This is a genomic window from Plantibacter sp. ME-Dv--P-122b, assembly GCF_030209375.1.
In the GTDB taxonomy this organism is placed as follows: domain Bacteria; phylum Actinomycetota; class Actinomycetes; order Actinomycetales; family Microbacteriaceae; genus Plantibacter.
The window spans coordinates 94,341-109,525 of record NZ_JARVSC010000002.1 but is presented as its reverse complement, the minus strand read 5'-3'; the positions used below and the strand labels follow the sequence as shown (position 1 = coordinate 109,525).

13 protein-coding genes are annotated in these 15,185 nt (G+C 69.3%); 1 reads left to right on the top strand and 12 read right to left on the bottom strand.

Annotated elements, in window-relative coordinates; translation table 11 throughout:
- Positions 1 to 124 precede the first annotated feature (124 nt).
- From leuA to hrcA, 11 genes are all read right to left on the bottom strand, one after another.
- Positions 125 to 1,885 carry a 2-isopropylmalate synthase gene (gene leuA / locus QRN19_RS03965; protein ID WP_285025377.1) on the bottom strand — a complete coding sequence of 587 codons (1,761 nt, stop codon included), beginning with the start codon at positions 1,883 to 1,885 and terminating at the stop codon, positions 125 to 127.
- 146 nt (positions 1,886 to 2,031) lie between these two features.
- Positions 2,032 to 4,521, bottom strand: a complete 2,490-nt coding sequence (locus QRN19_RS03960; RefSeq protein ID WP_285025376.1) for a bifunctional lysylphosphatidylglycerol flippase/synthetase MprF — start codon at positions 4,519 to 4,521, stop codon at positions 2,032 to 2,034.
- 35 nt (positions 4,522 to 4,556) lie between these two features.
- Entirely contained in the window at positions 4,557 to 5,828 is a 1,272-nt protein-coding gene (locus tag QRN19_RS03955) for an alpha/beta hydrolase (RefSeq protein ID WP_285025375.1), read from the bottom strand.
- A gap of 176 nt (positions 5,829 to 6,004) precedes the next feature.
- Entirely contained in the window at positions 6,005 to 6,913 is a 909-nt protein-coding gene (era, locus tag QRN19_RS03950; RefSeq protein ID WP_285025374.1) for a GTPase Era, read from the bottom strand.
- Positions 6,910 to 8,214: a hemolysin family protein gene (locus tag QRN19_RS03945; protein ID WP_285025373.1), complete on the bottom strand. Its 1,305-nt coding sequence runs from the start codon at positions 8,212 to 8,214 to the stop codon at positions 6,910 to 6,912. The genes era and QRN19_RS03945 overlap by 4 nt, the downstream gene beginning before the upstream one ends.
- Positions 8,214 to 8,681, bottom strand: a complete 468-nt coding sequence (gene ybeY / locus QRN19_RS03940; RefSeq protein WP_285025372.1) for an rRNA maturation RNase YbeY — start codon at positions 8,679 to 8,681, stop codon at positions 8,214 to 8,216. Before ybeY ends, QRN19_RS03945 begins: the two co-directional genes overlap by 1 nt.
- On the bottom strand, positions 8,678 to 9,691 hold the full coding sequence (locus QRN19_RS03935) for a PhoH family protein (RefSeq protein ID WP_285025567.1): 1,014 nt from the start codon (positions 9,689 to 9,691) through the stop codon (positions 8,678 to 8,680). Before QRN19_RS03935 ends, ybeY begins: the two co-directional genes overlap by 4 nt.
- Before the next feature lie 76 nt (positions 9,692 to 9,767).
- Positions 9,768 to 10,121 carry an HIT domain-containing protein gene (locus tag QRN19_RS03930; protein WP_285025371.1) on the bottom strand — a complete coding sequence of 118 codons (354 nt, stop codon included), beginning with the start codon at positions 10,119 to 10,121 and terminating at the stop codon, positions 9,768 to 9,770.
- Positions 10,122 to 10,171: 50 nt separating this feature from the next.
- Positions 10,172 to 10,909 (bottom strand): 16S rRNA (uracil(1498)-N(3))-methyltransferase, encoded by a 738-nt coding sequence (locus QRN19_RS03925; protein WP_285025369.1) that lies wholly within the window; start codon positions 10,907 to 10,909, stop codon positions 10,172 to 10,174.
- A gap of 1 nt (position 10,910) precedes the next feature.
- A complete protein-coding gene (dnaJ, locus tag QRN19_RS03920) occupies positions 10,911 to 12,032 on the bottom strand; it encodes a molecular chaperone DnaJ (protein WP_064293629.1) in 1,122 nt (373 codons plus the stop codon).
- Positions 12,033 to 12,086: 54 nt separating this feature from the next.
- Positions 12,087 to 13,109 (bottom strand): heat-inducible transcriptional repressor HrcA, encoded by a 1,023-nt coding sequence (gene hrcA / locus QRN19_RS03915; RefSeq protein ID WP_085510717.1) that lies wholly within the window; start codon positions 13,107 to 13,109, stop codon positions 12,087 to 12,089.
- Positions 13,110 to 13,324: 215 nt separating this feature from the next.
- Here hrcA and QRN19_RS03910 point away from each other — a divergent pair, with 215 nt between their 5' ends.
- Positions 13,325 to 13,882: a DUF4870 domain-containing protein gene (locus QRN19_RS03910; RefSeq protein ID WP_285025366.1), complete on the top strand. Its 558-nt coding sequence runs from the start codon at positions 13,325 to 13,327 to the stop codon at positions 13,880 to 13,882.
- 69 nt (positions 13,883 to 13,951) lie between these two features.
- Here QRN19_RS03910 and hemW read toward each other — a convergent pair whose 3' ends face one another.
- Entirely contained in the window at positions 13,952 to 15,178 is a 1,227-nt protein-coding gene (gene hemW / locus QRN19_RS03905) for a radical SAM family heme chaperone HemW (protein ID WP_285025365.1), read from the bottom strand.
- Positions 15,179 to 15,185: the final 7 nt, after the last annotated feature.

The following is a 15,185-nucleotide window of genomic DNA, read 5'->3' as shown; positions in this document are numbered from 1 at the left end:
CCCAACCGTACGACCCGGCGGCCGGTCACCCCGTCCTCGCGCAGAAAGATCATCCTCCGGGTGTACGCCGGAGGACAGCGCTGCGCCGGGCCGACCCGAAGGCCGACCCGGCGCAGTGGGATCGTCAGATGGAGGCCAGTTCCCGCGCCTCGACCTGCGTGCGCACGGCCCGATTGACCGCCGAGACCACTGCCTTGAGCGAGGCCGTCGCGATGTCGCCGTCGATGCCGACGCCCCACAGGCGCTGGTCGTTCACCTGGAGCTCGACGTAGGCGGCCGCCTCGGCGTCGCCTCCGGCGCTCAGCGTGTGCTCGACGTAGTCGTACAGCGTGACCTCGATGCCGCGCCCGGAGAGCAGGTTGAGGAAGGCCGCGATCGGTCCGTTGCCGGTCGAGGTGCGCTCCTCGACCTGCTCGCCGTCGCGAAGGGCGACCTCGAGGACCACGGTGCCGGTGAGGTCACTCGACGTCTTCGTGGACTGCAGCTCGAACCGACCCCACTTGGCGTCCGCGACGGTCGCAGGCAGGTATTCGTCCTGGAAGATCGACCAGATCTGGCCGCTCGTCACCTCGCCGCCCTCGGCGTCGGTCTTCGCCTGGACGACGCCGGAGAACTCGATCTGCAGGCGACGCGGCAGGTCGATCGCGTGGTCGGTCTTGAGCAGGTAGGCGACGCCGCCCTTCCCCGACTGGGAGTTCACGCGGATGACCGCCTCGTAGCTGCGCCCCAGGTCCTGCGGATCGACCGGCAGGTACGGGACGGCCCACTCGAGGTCGGCGACGTCCTTGCCCTGCGAGACGGCGTCGACGGACATCGCCTCGAAGCCCTTCTTGATCGCGTCCTGGTGCGAACCGCTGAAGGCCGTGAAGACGAGGTCGCCCGCCCACGGGCTCCGCTCGTGCACCGGCAGCTGGTTGCAGTGCTCGGCCGTCCGCTTCACCTCGTCGATGTCGCTGAAGTCGATCTGCGGGTCGACACCCTGCGTGAACATGTTGATGCCGAGCGCGACGAGGTCGACGTTGCCGGTGCGCTCACCGTTCCCGAAGAGGCACCCCTCGATCCGGTCGGCGCCGGCCAGGTAGCCGAGCTCGGCCGCCGCGATCGCGGTCCCGCGGTCGTTGTGCGGGTGCAGCGAGATGATGATGTTCTCGCGGTTGGCCAGGTTGCGGCTCATCCACTCGATCGAGTCCGCGTAGACGTTCGGCGAAGCCATCTCGACCGTCGACGGCAGGTTGATGATGACCTTGCGGTCGGGGGTCGCCTCGAGGACCTCGACGACCTGGTTGCAGATGTCGACGGCGAACTCGAGCTCGGTACCGGTGTAGCTCTCCGGCGAGTACTCGTAGTAGATCTGCGTCCCGGGGACCGTCGACTCCATCTCGCGACACTTCCGCGCGCCATGCAGGGCGAGGTCGATGATGCCCTGCTTGTCGCTGCGGAACACGACGTCGCGCTGCAGGATGCTCGTCGAGTTGTACAGGTGCACGATCGCCTGCTTCGCGCCGCGCAGCGACTCGTAGGTGCGTTCGATGAGGTGGTCGCGTGCTTGGGTCAGCACCTGGATGGTGACGTCCTCGGGGATCGCACCCTGGTCGATGAGGCTGCGGACGAAGTCGAAGTCGGTCTGGCTCGCGCTCGGGAACCCGACCTCGATCTCCTTGTAGCCCATCTTCACGAGCAGGTCGAACATGATGCGCTTACGCTCCGGGCTCATCGGGTCGATGAGGGCCTGGTTGCCGTCGCGCAGGTCGACCGCGCACCAGCGCGGAGCCTCGGTGATCCGACGGTCAGGCCAGGTGCGGTCGGGCAGCGAGACGTCGAACTGGTCCTGGTAGGCGCGGTAGCGGTGGACCGGCATGCCTGATGGGGTCTGGGTGTTCTTCATGATCCTGGGATCTCCTCGTGGGATTGGGGGTGAGCCAATGACGAACTCCGCGACGAGGGAGGCCTGGAACTAGGACTCGTCGCGGCAGCTAAGGAGGAGCAGACCGGAGGACACGTCGTCAGCATAGCACTCCCCCGCACGGCCGATCAGGTGACCAGCGAGGCGAGGTCCCGCACGGACACGTCGGGGAGGTATGCGCGCCCGACCGCGATGCCGATCGCCGGCAGCGTCAGGGGGTCCGCGTAGCCGAGGACGAGCGGACGCTCCTCCGGCTGGAACTTCCCCTTGAAGGCGAGGAGCGAGCGGAACCCGTAGACGGGTTCGAGCACGTTCCCGAGGTAGGTCAGGACCCGGTCGATCCCGGCCGTCTCCGGCTGCTCGGCGTTCTTCGAGCGCGCGAGCGGAGCCCCGGAGAGGCTCATCTCCTCGATGTCGTCCTCCTTGAACCGAGCGGCTGCCTCGGCGATGAGGAACTCCATGACGCCGTTCATTCCGTCCGTCCGACGTCGCATGAAGTCGAGGGTCCAACCCACGACCTCACCATCGCGCCGCACCGGAAGCCAGCTCGTGACGCCGTGCAGCCGTCCTTGCTCGTCGACCGCGAGCAGGAGCCGGACCTCCTCGTCGACGAGTTCGTCGATCCCGCCGAGGGTGAACCCCATCTCGGGCAGCTTCCGTTCAGCGACCCACTCCTCGGAGATCTCGGCGATCTGCGCCGCGAGTCCGACGCCCAGCGCCCCGTAGGTGGACCAGACGGCGGTGATCCCCGCACGGTCGGCCCGGTTGACGGAGGATCTGATGTCCTGCCAGCGCTTGCCGACCATACTCCAGCCCTGCGGATGCAGGACCGTCTCCTCGGCGACCTGGATGGTGCGCCAACCGATCCGGTGGAGGGTTCCTGCGGTCTCCTCGTCCACGCTGTACAACGCCACCGTCAGGCCCGAGTCCTCGCAGTGCTCGATGAACCGCTCGAGGACCCCCTGCTCGTGACGGTCCCTGCCGAAGAAGCCGCCCGTCGTGACTGCGACCCCGGCCACGATCCGGTAGGCGATGCCCGCGCTGCGCTGTGGGTCGAACCAGGTGAGGTTGCCGGGCCAGGTGGCCATGTGCCCGATGGAGTCGCTGCCCTCGGCCAGGAGCTCGCGCAGGCGGCGCTCGTCGGCCGGCGCGATGGCGTTCGCGACCCGGCTCAGCGGCCAGACCGCGCCGAGCAGGATGATGCTCCACCAGACGGGCCCGACGGCGTGGAACACCACACCGGTGAGCGGGGCGATCGGTACGAAGCCCGGGAGGACGTTCCGCAGGTACGCGGCGGGGACGAACCGCTCCGGCGCAGCACGGAGGACCTCCCAGATGTCGGGCCTCGGCGAGAATCCGCCGGGTTGGAGCACGGCGACGACCACGAAGAGCACGGCGAGCACGACCCACGACGCGCCCACCAGGGCGAGGTACCCCCAGGCACTGCGCCGCGTGGCCCGCACGGGGAACCCACGACGGAGCACGACCAGGAGTGCCGCCACGACGAGCGGGAGCAGGATCGCCGCCCACAGCGCGATCGCGATCTCGACGGACCGCTGCTGCGCGCCGTGCCCCGTCCCGAGCAACGACGAGGAGTGTCCCGTCGGGTGGAGCCGCACCCCAGCCCCGAGCGACAGCGCGCTCAGGACGGCGAAGGACACCATGATCGCCGTCGCGAACCAGACCGCGAAGCGTCTGCCGCGGAGCAGGCCCCACGCCGCGAAGAGCAGCGCGATCATGGGGACCACCGACAGGAGCACCGCTCCGAAGCCGTCGACGCGCACCAGCGTGAGGTCGCGCAGACACTGTGCTGACACGCCGACGGAGCGGCATTGCCCGATGACCCGTCCGGCGTCCGGGATGTTCTGTTCGAGCAGGAGCACGAGCGGCGCGAGCGGACCGAGGTGCCGGCCGGACAGGAAGGTGATGAGCGGTCCGATGCCCATCATCGCGACGACGGACGCCAGGAGCACCCGGGTCTCGTGGTGTGAGCTCCGCACGCGTCGCACCGACGGGGCAGCCCCGGCAAGCAGGATCCCGAGCAGGACACCGACCAGCGCTGCGAACAGTCGTGCGAGATCCTGCGGGAGTCCCGAGTACAGCAGCACGATCAGCGCACCGACGACGACGAACGCGCGGATCCGCCGACGCCAGAGCGGCCCGTGGAACGCACTCGATGCGGCGAGGGCGCCGAGTGCACCGGCCACGGGGTCGAACGCCACGATGCGGGCGACCTCGCCGCTCCAGAACTCGCCGCCGAGCGTGCCGAGGAGTTGGAGCCCGATGGCGAGCGCGTTCCCGGCGACCGCGGTCACCAGTACCGCCAGGAGCGTCTTGACGGCTCCGAACCGTCGCTCGGCGAGCACCAGGGCAGGGACGCCGATCACCAGGAAGGCGAGGAGCCCGAGCACACCGTCGGTTCCCAGCGCACCGGTCAGGAGCGCCCACCAGTGTCCGTCGACCACGACCTGCTGATACCCCACGCCGGCCGCCTCACGGATCGCCGACCGCCAGGCCGGCGTCGCCACCGGCGGCGTACGCCACACGAACCCACTGACCACGAGCACCAGCGCCGTGATCCCGATGCTCATCGGCACCGACCGGATCACGCCGGTCACGAGTCGACCGAACGGCGTCGCCCTTCCCGCGCGCATCAGGCGAGCCCGAATCGTGCGGCGATCACGGGGAGCGCTCGCTCGAACACCGTGTGGACGGTGTGCCAGTCGTGCGCCGTCCCGTCGGAGACGAAGGTCGTCGTCCGCATGCCGGCGGCCGAGGCCATCGCGGCGATCCGCCGGACGCCTGGACCGTAGCGGCTGTCGTCACTGCCGTAGCCGAAGACGCCGACGGTGTCCGCGTACGGGGTGTGTGCGGCGAGGATCGCGGAGGGGGCCGCTGCCTCATACGCCGTCGCCGACCCGCCGAAGCCCTGTGCGATCGTCGTCGGTCCGATGGACGGGACGACCTCCCCCGAGATGTCGAGGATGCCGCCGTAGCGTTCGGGATGCGCGGCGCCGAGCTGGATGGAACAGGTCCCTCCCTGCGAGAACCCGGCGATGAACCAGTCCGTCCGCGATGCGGACACCGGGAGGTGCGCCGAGATCCACGCGGGGACGTCGACCGTGAGGTACGTCGCCGAGTTGCCGAGCGGCCCGTCGACGCACATCGGGTTGCGGTCCGGAGCGCCGAGCTGATCGGGCACGACCACGATGGGAGCGAGACCCGCATGCGAGGCGGCGAAGCGGTCGAGGATCCCCGCGATCCCAGCCGACGCGAACAGGTCGGCAGGCTCGCCCGGCTGACCGCTGAACGCCTCGATGACCGGCAGGGCCGGCGGGTGGGCGGTCAGGGCGGCCGGTGGCAGGTAGACGAGCGCGTCCCGGTGGGCGAACCCGGAGGTCGTCGCCGGGATGTCCACGTGTTCGACCCGCCCGCCGCTCGGCAGGTCGGCGGGTCGCTGCCACGACGCTGTGGTCCCCCGTGCGGCCGACAGGGCGGAGAACGACTGGTACGGGCTGATCCCCAGCGCCGCCCGCACCGTCGCGAACTCACCGAAGTCCTGGTTCACGCCGATCGCCCCGATGAGCAGGAAGGCGGGGATGGCGAGGCTCGCCACGACGACCCGCCACGCCCGGGTCCGCACGATCGCCGCGATCGCCAGGGCGGCACCGGCGAACCCGACCGCCGCCCACGCACGGGTGACCGGCGTCAGTTCGATCCCGAAGACGTCGAACACGTCACCGAGCAACCATGCCGTGACATAGGCGAGGAGCGCCCCTCCGCTCGCCACGAGGAGCATCGTCAGCCAGCCGCGGACCGTTCGGCGCCCGGTCAACAGGATGATCGCCAGGACGACGGCGGCACCAGCGACCCAGACGAGGAGCTCCGGACGATCCAGCCTGATGGCCAGCAACCAGTCGAACACTCGGACTCCTTCTCGCGACCCCGAGGACCAGTATGTCCGCGCGCTCGCGAGCCTGTCGGCCAGATGACGGGTTCCACAGCGGGCCCAAAGCAGACACGCAAGTCACGTTCAGGTAACGGAGACCACCCGCACGGATCCGCACGGGCCCGCAGCGCCGACGGTCGACCGGATCCGGGTCAGAATCCCAGGCGACCGAGCAGTTTCGGGTCGCGCTGCCAGTCCTTCGCGACCTTGACGCGGATGGAGAGGAAGACCCGCGACCCGACGAGCGGCTCGATCCCCGCGCGGGCCCGGGCCCCGACGTCGCGGAGCCTGGAGCCGCCCTTCCCGATGATGATCGCCTTCTGGCTGTCGCGCTCCACGAACACGTTCGCGTAGATGTCGAGCAGGTCGGTCCCCTCGCGCGGGATCATGTCGTCGATGGTCACCGCGAGCGAGTGGGGAAGCTCGTCCTGGACGCCCTCGAGCGCGGCTTCACGGATGAGCTCGGACACGCGGTCGATGACCGTCTCATCGGTGGTGGCCTCGGTCGGGTAGAGGCGTTCCGACAGCGGCATGAGCTTCGTGACCTCGGTGACGAGGATGTCGAGCTGGTCGTCGGTCACCGCGGACAGCGGGATGACGGCGTCCCAGTCTCGGAGCTCCGAGATCGCGAGCAGCTGCTCGGCGATCGTCGTCCGGCTGGCGGTGTCGGTCTTCGTGACGATCGCCACCTTCTTGGCGCGCGGGAAGCCGTCGAGCGACTCGTTGATGAAGCGGTCGCCGGGGCCGAGCTTCTCGTTGGCGGGGATGCAGAACCCGATGACGTCGACGTCCGAGAGAGTGGACTGCACGAGGTCGTTGAGCCGCTGGCCGAGCAGGGTGCGCGGGCGGTGGATGCCGGGGGTGTCGACGACGATGAGCTGGCCGTGGTCGCGGTGCACGACCCCGCGGATCGCGCGACGCGTGGTCTGCGGCTTCGAGCTCGTGATCGCGACCTTCTCGCCGACGAGGGCGTTGGTCAGCGTGGATTTGCCGACGTTCGGACGCCCGACGAAGGACACGAACCCCGCTCGGAAGTCGGACGGAGGGGTGGTGTCGTTCATGGGTGCTCCCGGTGGTCGGTGGACGCCTGCTGGGCGTCCTGCAGCTGGTCGTCGCGCTGGGCGATGACGGTGAGGATGCGTCCCCGCCGCCCCTCGACGCGCTCGGCGGTGAGTTCGAGGCCGTTGGTCGACACCGTCGATCCGACGACGGGCAGCCGCCCGAGGGCCTTCGCGAGGAGCCCGCCGACGGAGTCGACGTCGTCGTCGTCGAGTTCGAGGCCGAACAGCTCCCCCAGCTCGTCGACTGGCAGACGGGCGTCGACCCGGAACCGTCCGTCGTGCAGGTCGGTGATCTCGGGGGTGTCGGTGTCGTACTCGTCGGAGATGTCGCCGACGAGTTCCTCGATGAGGTCCTCGAGGGTGACGAGACCGGAGATGCCGCCGTACTCGTCGACGACCATCGCGATGTGATTGGACTCCTTCTGCATCTGCTGCAGGAGCGAATCGGCCTTCTTGGACTCGGGTACGAAGCTCGCCGGCCGCAGGAGCGGCTCGATCGATCCCACCTCGGTGACGCCGTCGCCACCGAACATCGCGCGCACCAGGTCCTTCAGGTACAGGATGCCGACGAGGTCGTCGATGTCGCCGTCGCTGACGGGCGCTCGCGAGATCCCCGTCTCCAGGAACACCTCGAGCGCCTCGCGGACGCTGAGGTCGCGCTGCAGACTCACGAGGTCGGTGCGCGGGATCATCACCTCGCGGACGAGCGTCTCGTTGAACTCGAAGATCGAGTGGATGAGCTCGCGGTCGTCCTCTTCGAGGACCGAGTGCGCGGCGGCCTCGTCGACCATGCTCAGCAGTTGCTCCTCCGAGGTGAAGGAGACCGATCGGGGCAGCCCCGGCGTCACCCGGTTGCCCAGGGAGACGAGGACGTTGGCGACCGGGCCGAGGACCACGCGTGCGGCACGGATGGCGGGGGCACTGAAACGCAGCACTCCGCTCGCGTGCGTCCGGCCGACGCCTCGGGGACTTGCGCCGACGAGCACGAAGGAGGTGCCCGTCATGATGACGACTGCGAGGATGAGCACGAGCCACAGCTCGTCGATCGACGAGGCCAGTGCGAGGGTGACCAGGACGGCGGCCGTGGTCTCGGCCAGGATCCGGATGAAGTTGATCGCATTGACGTGCGCACCCGGATCGGCCGCGATGGCGCGGAGCGCGGATCCCGAGCGGGCGCCCTCGGCGAGGTCGAGGATGTCCGCACTCGACTGGACGCCGATCGCGGCGTCGGCTGCGGCCATCAGACCCGCGAACGCGACGAGCAGGAACGCGACGATGACGAAGACGGCGACGAGGGACATCAGCTGGTGCGTCGTCTCTCCTGGAGTGCGAAGGCGAGGAGGATGTCCCGCTGGATGCCGAACATCTCCTTCTCCTCGTCGGGCTCCGCGTGGTCGTACCCGAGGAGGTGGAGCACACCGTGGCAGGTGAGGAGCTGGAGCTCGTCCATGGTCGAGTGCTTCGCGGCGGCGGCCTGTGTCTCGGCGACCTGCGGGCAGAGCACGATGTCGCCGAGCAGCCCGGGCGGCGTCGGGTTCTCCTCGGTGCCGGGACGGAGCTCGTCCATCGGGAAGCTCAGGACGTCGGTCGGTCCCGGCTCGTCCATCCACTGGACGTGCAGCTGCTCCATGGCGCCCTCGTCGACCAGGACGATGGCGAGCTCAGCATCGGGGCTCACGTGCATCGCGTCGAGCGCGAACGACGCCAGGGCGAGGATGCGCGATTCGTCGACGACGACGCCGGACTCGTTGTTGATCTCGATGGTCATGAGCGTCCTCGCTTCGGCTGGTGGTCTCTGGCTGCGCCCCGACGCTCGGCACGGTTGGCGAACTCGGCCGCCTGCTCGCGCTCGAACCGCTGCGCTTGACGGACGGCGTCGTACTCGCCGTAGGCGTCGACGATCCGTCCGACGAGGGTGTGTCGGACGACGTCGTCGCTCGTGAGCTGGGCGAAGTGGATGTCGTCCATGTCCTTCAGGACACGGGTCACGAGTCGGAGCCCGGACGCACCGGTCGGCAGGTCGATCTGTGTGACGTCGCCGGTCACGACGATCTTGGATCCGAACCCGAGCCGGGTCAGGAACATCTTCATCTGCTCAGGTGTGGTGTTCTGTGCCTCGTCGAGGACGATGAACGAGTCGTTGAGCGTCCGGCCGCGCATGTAGGCGAGCGGTGCGACCTCGATCGTGCCGGCTGCGAGGAGCTTCGGGACGATCTCCGGGTCCATCATCTCGTTGAGCGCGTCGTAGAGCGGACGGAGGTACGGGTCGATCTTGTCCGTCAGCGTGCCCGGGAGGTACCCGAGTCGCTCGCCGGCCTCGACGGCCGGGCGCGTCAGGATGATCCGGTTGACCTCCTTGCGCTGCAGGGCCTGCACCGCCTTCGCCATCGCGAGGTACGTCTTGCCGGTACCGGCCGGACCGATGCCGAACACGATCGTGTTCTCGTCGATCGCGTCGACGTACGCCCGTTGTCCGACGGTCTTCGCCTTGATCGTCTTGCCACGCGAGGTGAGGATGACCTGCCCGAGCACCTCCGACGGGGAGGCCGAGCCGTCCTGTCCGAGCATGCGGGCGGAGGTGCTGACCTCCGCCGGCCCCGGGTCGTGTCCTTCTCGGACCATGGTGATGAGTTCCTCTACGAGTCGTCTGGCGGCGTCGGCCTGCGGCGCCGGGCCGGTGATGGTGATCTCATTGCCGCGCACGTGCACCGAGACGCCGGGGTGTTCGCGCTCGACGGTCGTCAGGAGGCGGTCCTGTGGGCCGAGGAGACGGACCATCGCGAGCCCGTCCACCAGGAGGACGTGCTCGAGCTCATCCGGCCGCGCGGCGGCGGGGCGGTCTGGGTTCGTGGACTCAGGCTCCGCCAAGGGTGCCCTCCTGCAGGGAACCGCCGAGGACATGCGCGTGCACGTGGAAGACCGTCTGCCCGGCGGACTCACCGGTGTTGAAGACGAGTCGGAACTCGCCACCGGTGTGCTCCTTCGCGAGCGACGACGCCACCTCGACCACCTCAGCGAGCAAGGAGGGATCGCCAGCGGCCAATTCCACGACGTCGCGGTACTCGGCGGTCTTCGGGACGACGAGGAGGTGTACGGGAGCCTGCGGTGCGATGTCGGCGAACGCGATCACCCGATCGGTCTCGGCGAGGAGGGTCGTCGGGATCTCCCCCGACACGATGCGGCTGAATACCGACGGTGCTTCACTCATGTCCACCAGTCTAAGGTTCGTGACGGCCTCACGCGCGGGCTGGTGGATCGTCACCACCGACCGAGCAGCACGTTGAGCGCGGCGATCGCCGCCGGTCCCGCCGTCGAGGTGCGGAGGACGCCCGAACCGATCCGGACCTCGACCGCGCCGGCCGCTTCGAGTCGCTCCCGCTCCGCCGGCGAGATGCCGCCTTCGGGACCGACGACGAGCACGAGTTCCTCGGCGAGCAGTGCCGACGGGTCGAGCTCCGAGAGGGCGAGTGCCGCACTGGGTTCGAGCACGAGGACGGTCCGGCCGGCGACCATGGTGGCGAGGCCACGGGTGTCGACGACCTCGGCCACCTCGGGGACCCGCGCACGGATCGACTGCTTCGACGCCTCGCGCACGATGAGCTGCCAGCGGGCACGACCCTTGGCCGCTTTGTCGCCCTGCCACCTGGAGATGCTGCGCTCGGCACCCCATGGGACGATGCGGTCGACACCCAGCTCGGTCGCCGCCTGGATGGCGAGTTCGTCGCGATCGCCCTTGGCCAGCGCCTGCACGAGGACGAGCCCGGGACGGTTCTCCGGATGGACCACGACCGATTCGACGCGGATCTCCAACTCACCCGGCTCGCTGCGCACGACCGGTCCGGTCGCGATCAGGCCCCGGCCGTTGCCGATCGAGGTGGTCTCGCCGACCCGCAGCCGACTCACGGCGACGGCGTGCTTCGCCTCGGGCCCGCGGAGGGTCACCGAGTCGCCGACACCGGTCGATTCGAGATCCTCGCGGAGGTACAGCGAACTCATCTCAACCGACGCCGTGGAAGCGGTCGCGGATCTTCGCGAACAGGCCCTGCTGGAACTGCGCGAGCGCCGGAGCACCCTGGCGTCGTCCCGAGGCGAAGCTCTTGATCAGCTCGCGCTCACGGTGGTCGAGCTTCGTCGGGGTGACGACCTGGACGCCGATCTTGAGGTCGCCCCGGCTGTTACCGCGGAGGCGGGTGACGCCGCGGTCCTTGACCGTGATGACCTCCGAGCTCTGCACGCCCGGTCGCAGCTCGACCTCGACGTCGCCGTCGAGCGCGTGGACGGTGACCTGGCGGCCAAGGATGGCGTCGGTCATCGGGACTTCGAGCGTGCACAACAGGTCGTCGCCGTCGCGGCTGAAGACGTCGTGGTGCTTGACCTTCATCTCGAGGTAGAGGTCGCCGTTCGGGCCGCCGGCCGGGCCGACCTCGCCGCTCCCCGGCATCTGCAGACGCAGACCGGTGTCGACGCCGGCCGGGATGTCGACCGAGACGGTGCGGCGCGCACGGAGCCGACCCTGACCCTGGCAGGTGACGCACGGGGTCGCGATGATCGTGCCGTAGCCGCGGCAGGTGCCGCAGGGCGCCGAGGTCATGACGTTGCCGAGCAGCGAGCGGACGGCACGCTGGATGGAGCCGGTGCCGTGACAGATGTCGCAGGTCACCGGTGAGGTGCCGGGCTGGCAGCAGGAGCCGTTGCAGGTGCTGCAGAGCACGGCGGTGTCGACCTCGAGGTCGCGGTGCGTGCCGAAGATGACCTCGTCGAGGTCGAGCTCGACACGCAACAGGGCGTCCTCGCCGCGTGCGCGGCGGGACTTCGGTCCGCGCTGCTGACCGCCTCCGCCGAAGAAGGTGTCGAAGATGTCACCGAAGCCGCCGAACCCGGCGTCGCCTCCGCCGAACCCACCCGCCTGCGGACCGAGGTCGTACTGCTGGCGCTGCTTGGGGTCGCTCAGCACGTCGTAGGCGTGCGTGACCTCCTTGAACCGCTCCGAGGCGTCGGAGCCCGGGTTCACGTCGGGGTGCAGTTCGCGTGCGAGGCGGCGGTACGCCTTCTTGATCTCTTCGGGCGTCGCCTCCTTGGCGACACCGAGTGCTGCGTAGTGGTCGGGGTAGTCAGCCACTGAGGGCCTTTCGTTCGAGGTGCGGAAGGTGTTGGGGGACGCGACGAGGATGCGTCACTCGGCGTCGAGGATGCGCGAGAGGTACCTGGCGACGGCACGGACCGCAGCCATGTTGCTCGCGTAGTCCATTCTCGTGGGGCCGAGGACGCCGAGCCGGGCGATTTCGCCACCAGAGGAACGGTAGTTCCCGGCGAGGACGCTCGTGGTCTCGAGGCCGAACGACGCGTTCTCCCGCCCGATGCTGGCGACCACGCTGTCGCGCTCGGACTCCATCTCACCGAAGAGTCGGAGCAGCACCACCTGCTGCTCGATGGCGTCGAGGACCGGGTAGATGCTGCCGGGGAAGTCGTCTTCCGTGCGGGCGAGGTTGGCGGCGCCGGCCATGACGAGGCGGTCCTGCCGCTGCGCCGAGAGCTGCTCGCGCACGGCGTCGACGATCCGGACGGCCGCCGCGCGGTCGAGGTCGGCGATGTCGGCGGGGACGTCACCGATCGCGTCGTGGGCGTCGAGCAGCGGACGGCCCGCGACCGCCTCGTTGCACAGCGAGCGGAGACGCGAGATGAGGTCGTCGTCGACCGGGCTCTCCGTCTCGATGAGGCGCTGCTCGACGCGGCCGTTGTCGAGGATGATCACCGCGAGCACACGGTTCGGGGTGACGCTCACCAACTCGAGGTGCCGGACACGGGCCCGGGAGAACATCGGGTATTGGACGAGCGCGACCTGGTTCGTCAGCTGTGAGAGCAGCCGCACCGTGCGGTGCAGGACCTCGTCGAGGTCGCCGGACGCACCGAGGAAGGTCTCGATCGCCGTCCGTTGGGCGTTGTTCAGTGGACGGCGGTCGGCGAGGTGGTCGACGAACATCCGGTAGCCCTTGTCGGTCGGTACCCGTCCGGAGGAGGTGTGCGGAGCGGCGATGAGCTCTTCGTCCTCGAGCTGGGCCATGTCGTTCCGGATGGTGGCTGCGGAGACCCCGAAGGAGTGGCGGTCGACGATCGTCTTGGACCCGACGGGCTCACGCGAGGCGACGTAGTCCTGCACGATGACGCGGAGCACTTCGAGACCGCGATCCGACACCATCCCGATCTCCTCCCGTCATCCACCTCGGAGTACCGACCATCAGCACTCGAAGACCCTGACTGCCAATCATATCGTGGCCTCCGGGCCACCGTCCCTTGCGCGGCCCGTGCCGCGGGAATACCGTTGGCCGCAGGCATGGGTCCCTGACGAGCAACACCTGGTGCGATACGCTCAGCTGGACCAATTGAATATCACTCTCCGTGAAAGGTGCGAAGATGTCCGATCCGAACGCTCAGCCGCCCGTCGACCCAGCGAAGGGCGGGTCGGTTCCGCCTGCAGGAGACGGCGCGACGCCCCCTCCCGCAGCTCCGCAGCAGCCGCCCGCAGGCGCTTACCCGCCCCCGCCCGCAGGTGGCTACGCGCCCCCGCCGCCCGGCGCAGGCGCCTACCCGCCGCCGCCCGCGGGCGCCCCGCAGTACCAGCAGCCGTACGCCGCCGCTCAGCCCATGAGCCCGTCGGACGAGAAGCTCTGGTCGACGCTCATCCACATCGGTGGGATCTTCTTCGGGTTCATCCCGCCACTGATCGGCTACCTGGTTCTCAAGGACCGCGGCCCGTTCATCAAGGCGCACACGCTCACCGCACTGAACTTCCAGCTGACGATGCTGATCGCGCTCGTGGTCGGCTCGATCCTGACGATCGTCGTCGTGGGTCTGTTCATCATCATCGCCGTCTACGTCGTCGTGATCGTGTTCAGCATCATCGCCGCGATCAAGGCGAACAAGGGCGAGCTGTACAGCTACCCGCTCACGATCCAGTTCATCAAGGCCTGATCCGTCGAGTCGCACGAGAACAGCCCCGTCCGGTCCGCCGGGCGGGGCTGTTCTGCGCCTCGGGCAGGGTCAGTCGCCGACCAGACGGCGGACGACCGCGTCGGCGAGGAGCCGCCCGCGGCGCGTGAGCTCCAGCCGTCCGAGCAGGGCCTGCCGCGCGTCGACCAGTTCCTCGGCGATGAGCCCGGCGACCGCCGTGCGCGCCTCGGGGGCGAGCGTCCGGATCGGGATGCCGTCCCGCGTGCGGGTGAGCAGCAGGATGCGTTCGAGTTCCCGCGTCTCGTCGTCCAGGGTCTCCCGGCCGGCGGCCGGCGACTCCCCCGCCGCGATCCGCTGGGCGTACGCCGCCGGGTGCTTGACGTTCCACCAGCGCACCCCGCCGACGTGACTGTGCGAGCCCGGGCCGACACCCCACCAGTCCTCACCGGTCCAGTAGGAGAGGTTGTGCCGGGAGCGGTGCGTGTCGTCCGTCGCCCAGTTGCTGACCTCGTACCAGCCGTAACCTGCGTCGGTGAGCAGGTCGTCGGCGAGCTCGTACATGTCGGCCTGGAGGTCTTCGTCGGGGGTCCCCACCACGCCCGAGCGGATCTGGCGCGCGAGTTTCGTCCCGGGTTCGACGATGAGCGAATAGGCCGACACGTGGTCCGGCGCGCAGGCGATCGCCGTCTCGAGTGAGACGCGCCAGTCGGCCAGGGTCTCCCCCGGTGTCCCGTAGATGAGGTCGAGGCTGACCCCGAGGCCGGCCTCGCGAGCCCATTGCACGACGAGCGGCACCCGATCAGGATCATGCGTGCGCTCGAGGGTGGCGAGCACGCTCGGCACGGCGGACTGCATCCCGAACGACACCCGGGTGAATCCGGCTTCGGCGAGGGTACGGAGGTAGGCGGCGTCGACGGAGTCGGGGTTCGCCTCGGTCGTCACTTCGGCGCCGGGCGCGAGGTCGAAGTTGTCCGTCACGCCACGGAGCATCCGGACCAGGTCGTCAGCGGGCAGGAGGGTCGGCGTCCCGCCACCGAAGAACACGGTCGAGACCGGCCGGTCGGGGACGGTCGACGACGCCAGGACGGACCTGCCGAAGCGGAGCTCTGCGACCGCCTCGTCGGCGTAGTCCGACTGCTTCGCGCCGCGGAGCTCGGTCGCCGTGTAGGTGTTGAAGTCGCAGTAGCCGCATCTGACCCGGCAGAACGGCACGTGCAGGTAGACCCCGAAGGCGCGCTCGAGCGCACCGACCGCCGCCGTCTCCGGGAGGAGTCCGTCGGACGGGGCCGGATCGGCGAGTGGGAGGGCGCTCGGCACGGTCCGT

Bases quoted from the DNA above. Each gene is read 5' to 3' on its own strand.
- leuA (WP_285025377.1), bottom strand. From the start codon at position 1,885: ATGAAGAACACCCAGACCCCATCAGGCATGCCGGTCCACCGCTACCGC.
- era (WP_285025374.1), bottom strand. From the start codon at position 6,913: ATGAACGACACCACCCCTCCGTCCGACTTCCGAGCGGGGTTCGTGTCC.
- QRN19_RS03945 (WP_285025373.1), bottom strand. From the start codon at position 8,214: ATGTCCCTCGTCGCCGTCTTCGTCATCGTCGCGTTCCTGCTCGTCGCG.
- ybeY (WP_285025372.1), bottom strand. From the start codon at position 8,681: ATGACCATCGAGATCAACAACGAGTCCGGCGTCGTCGTCGACGAATCG.
- QRN19_RS03935 (WP_285025567.1), bottom strand. From the start codon at position 9,691: ATGGTCCGTCTCCTCGGCCCACAGGACCGCCTCCTGACGACCGTCGAG.
- QRN19_RS03930 (WP_285025371.1), bottom strand. From the start codon at position 10,121: ATGAGTGAAGCACCGTCGGTATTCAGCCGCATCGTGTCGGGGGAGATC.
- QRN19_RS03925 (WP_285025369.1), bottom strand. From the start codon at position 10,909: ATGAGTTCGCTGTACCTCCGCGAGGATCTCGAATCGACCGGTGTCGGC.
- hrcA (WP_085510717.1), bottom strand. From the start codon at position 13,109: ATGGTGTCGGATCGCGGTCTCGAAGTGCTCCGCGTCATCGTGCAGGAC.
- QRN19_RS03910 (WP_285025366.1), top strand. From the start codon at position 13,325: ATGTCCGATCCGAACGCTCAGCCGCCCGTCGACCCAGCGAAGGGCGGG.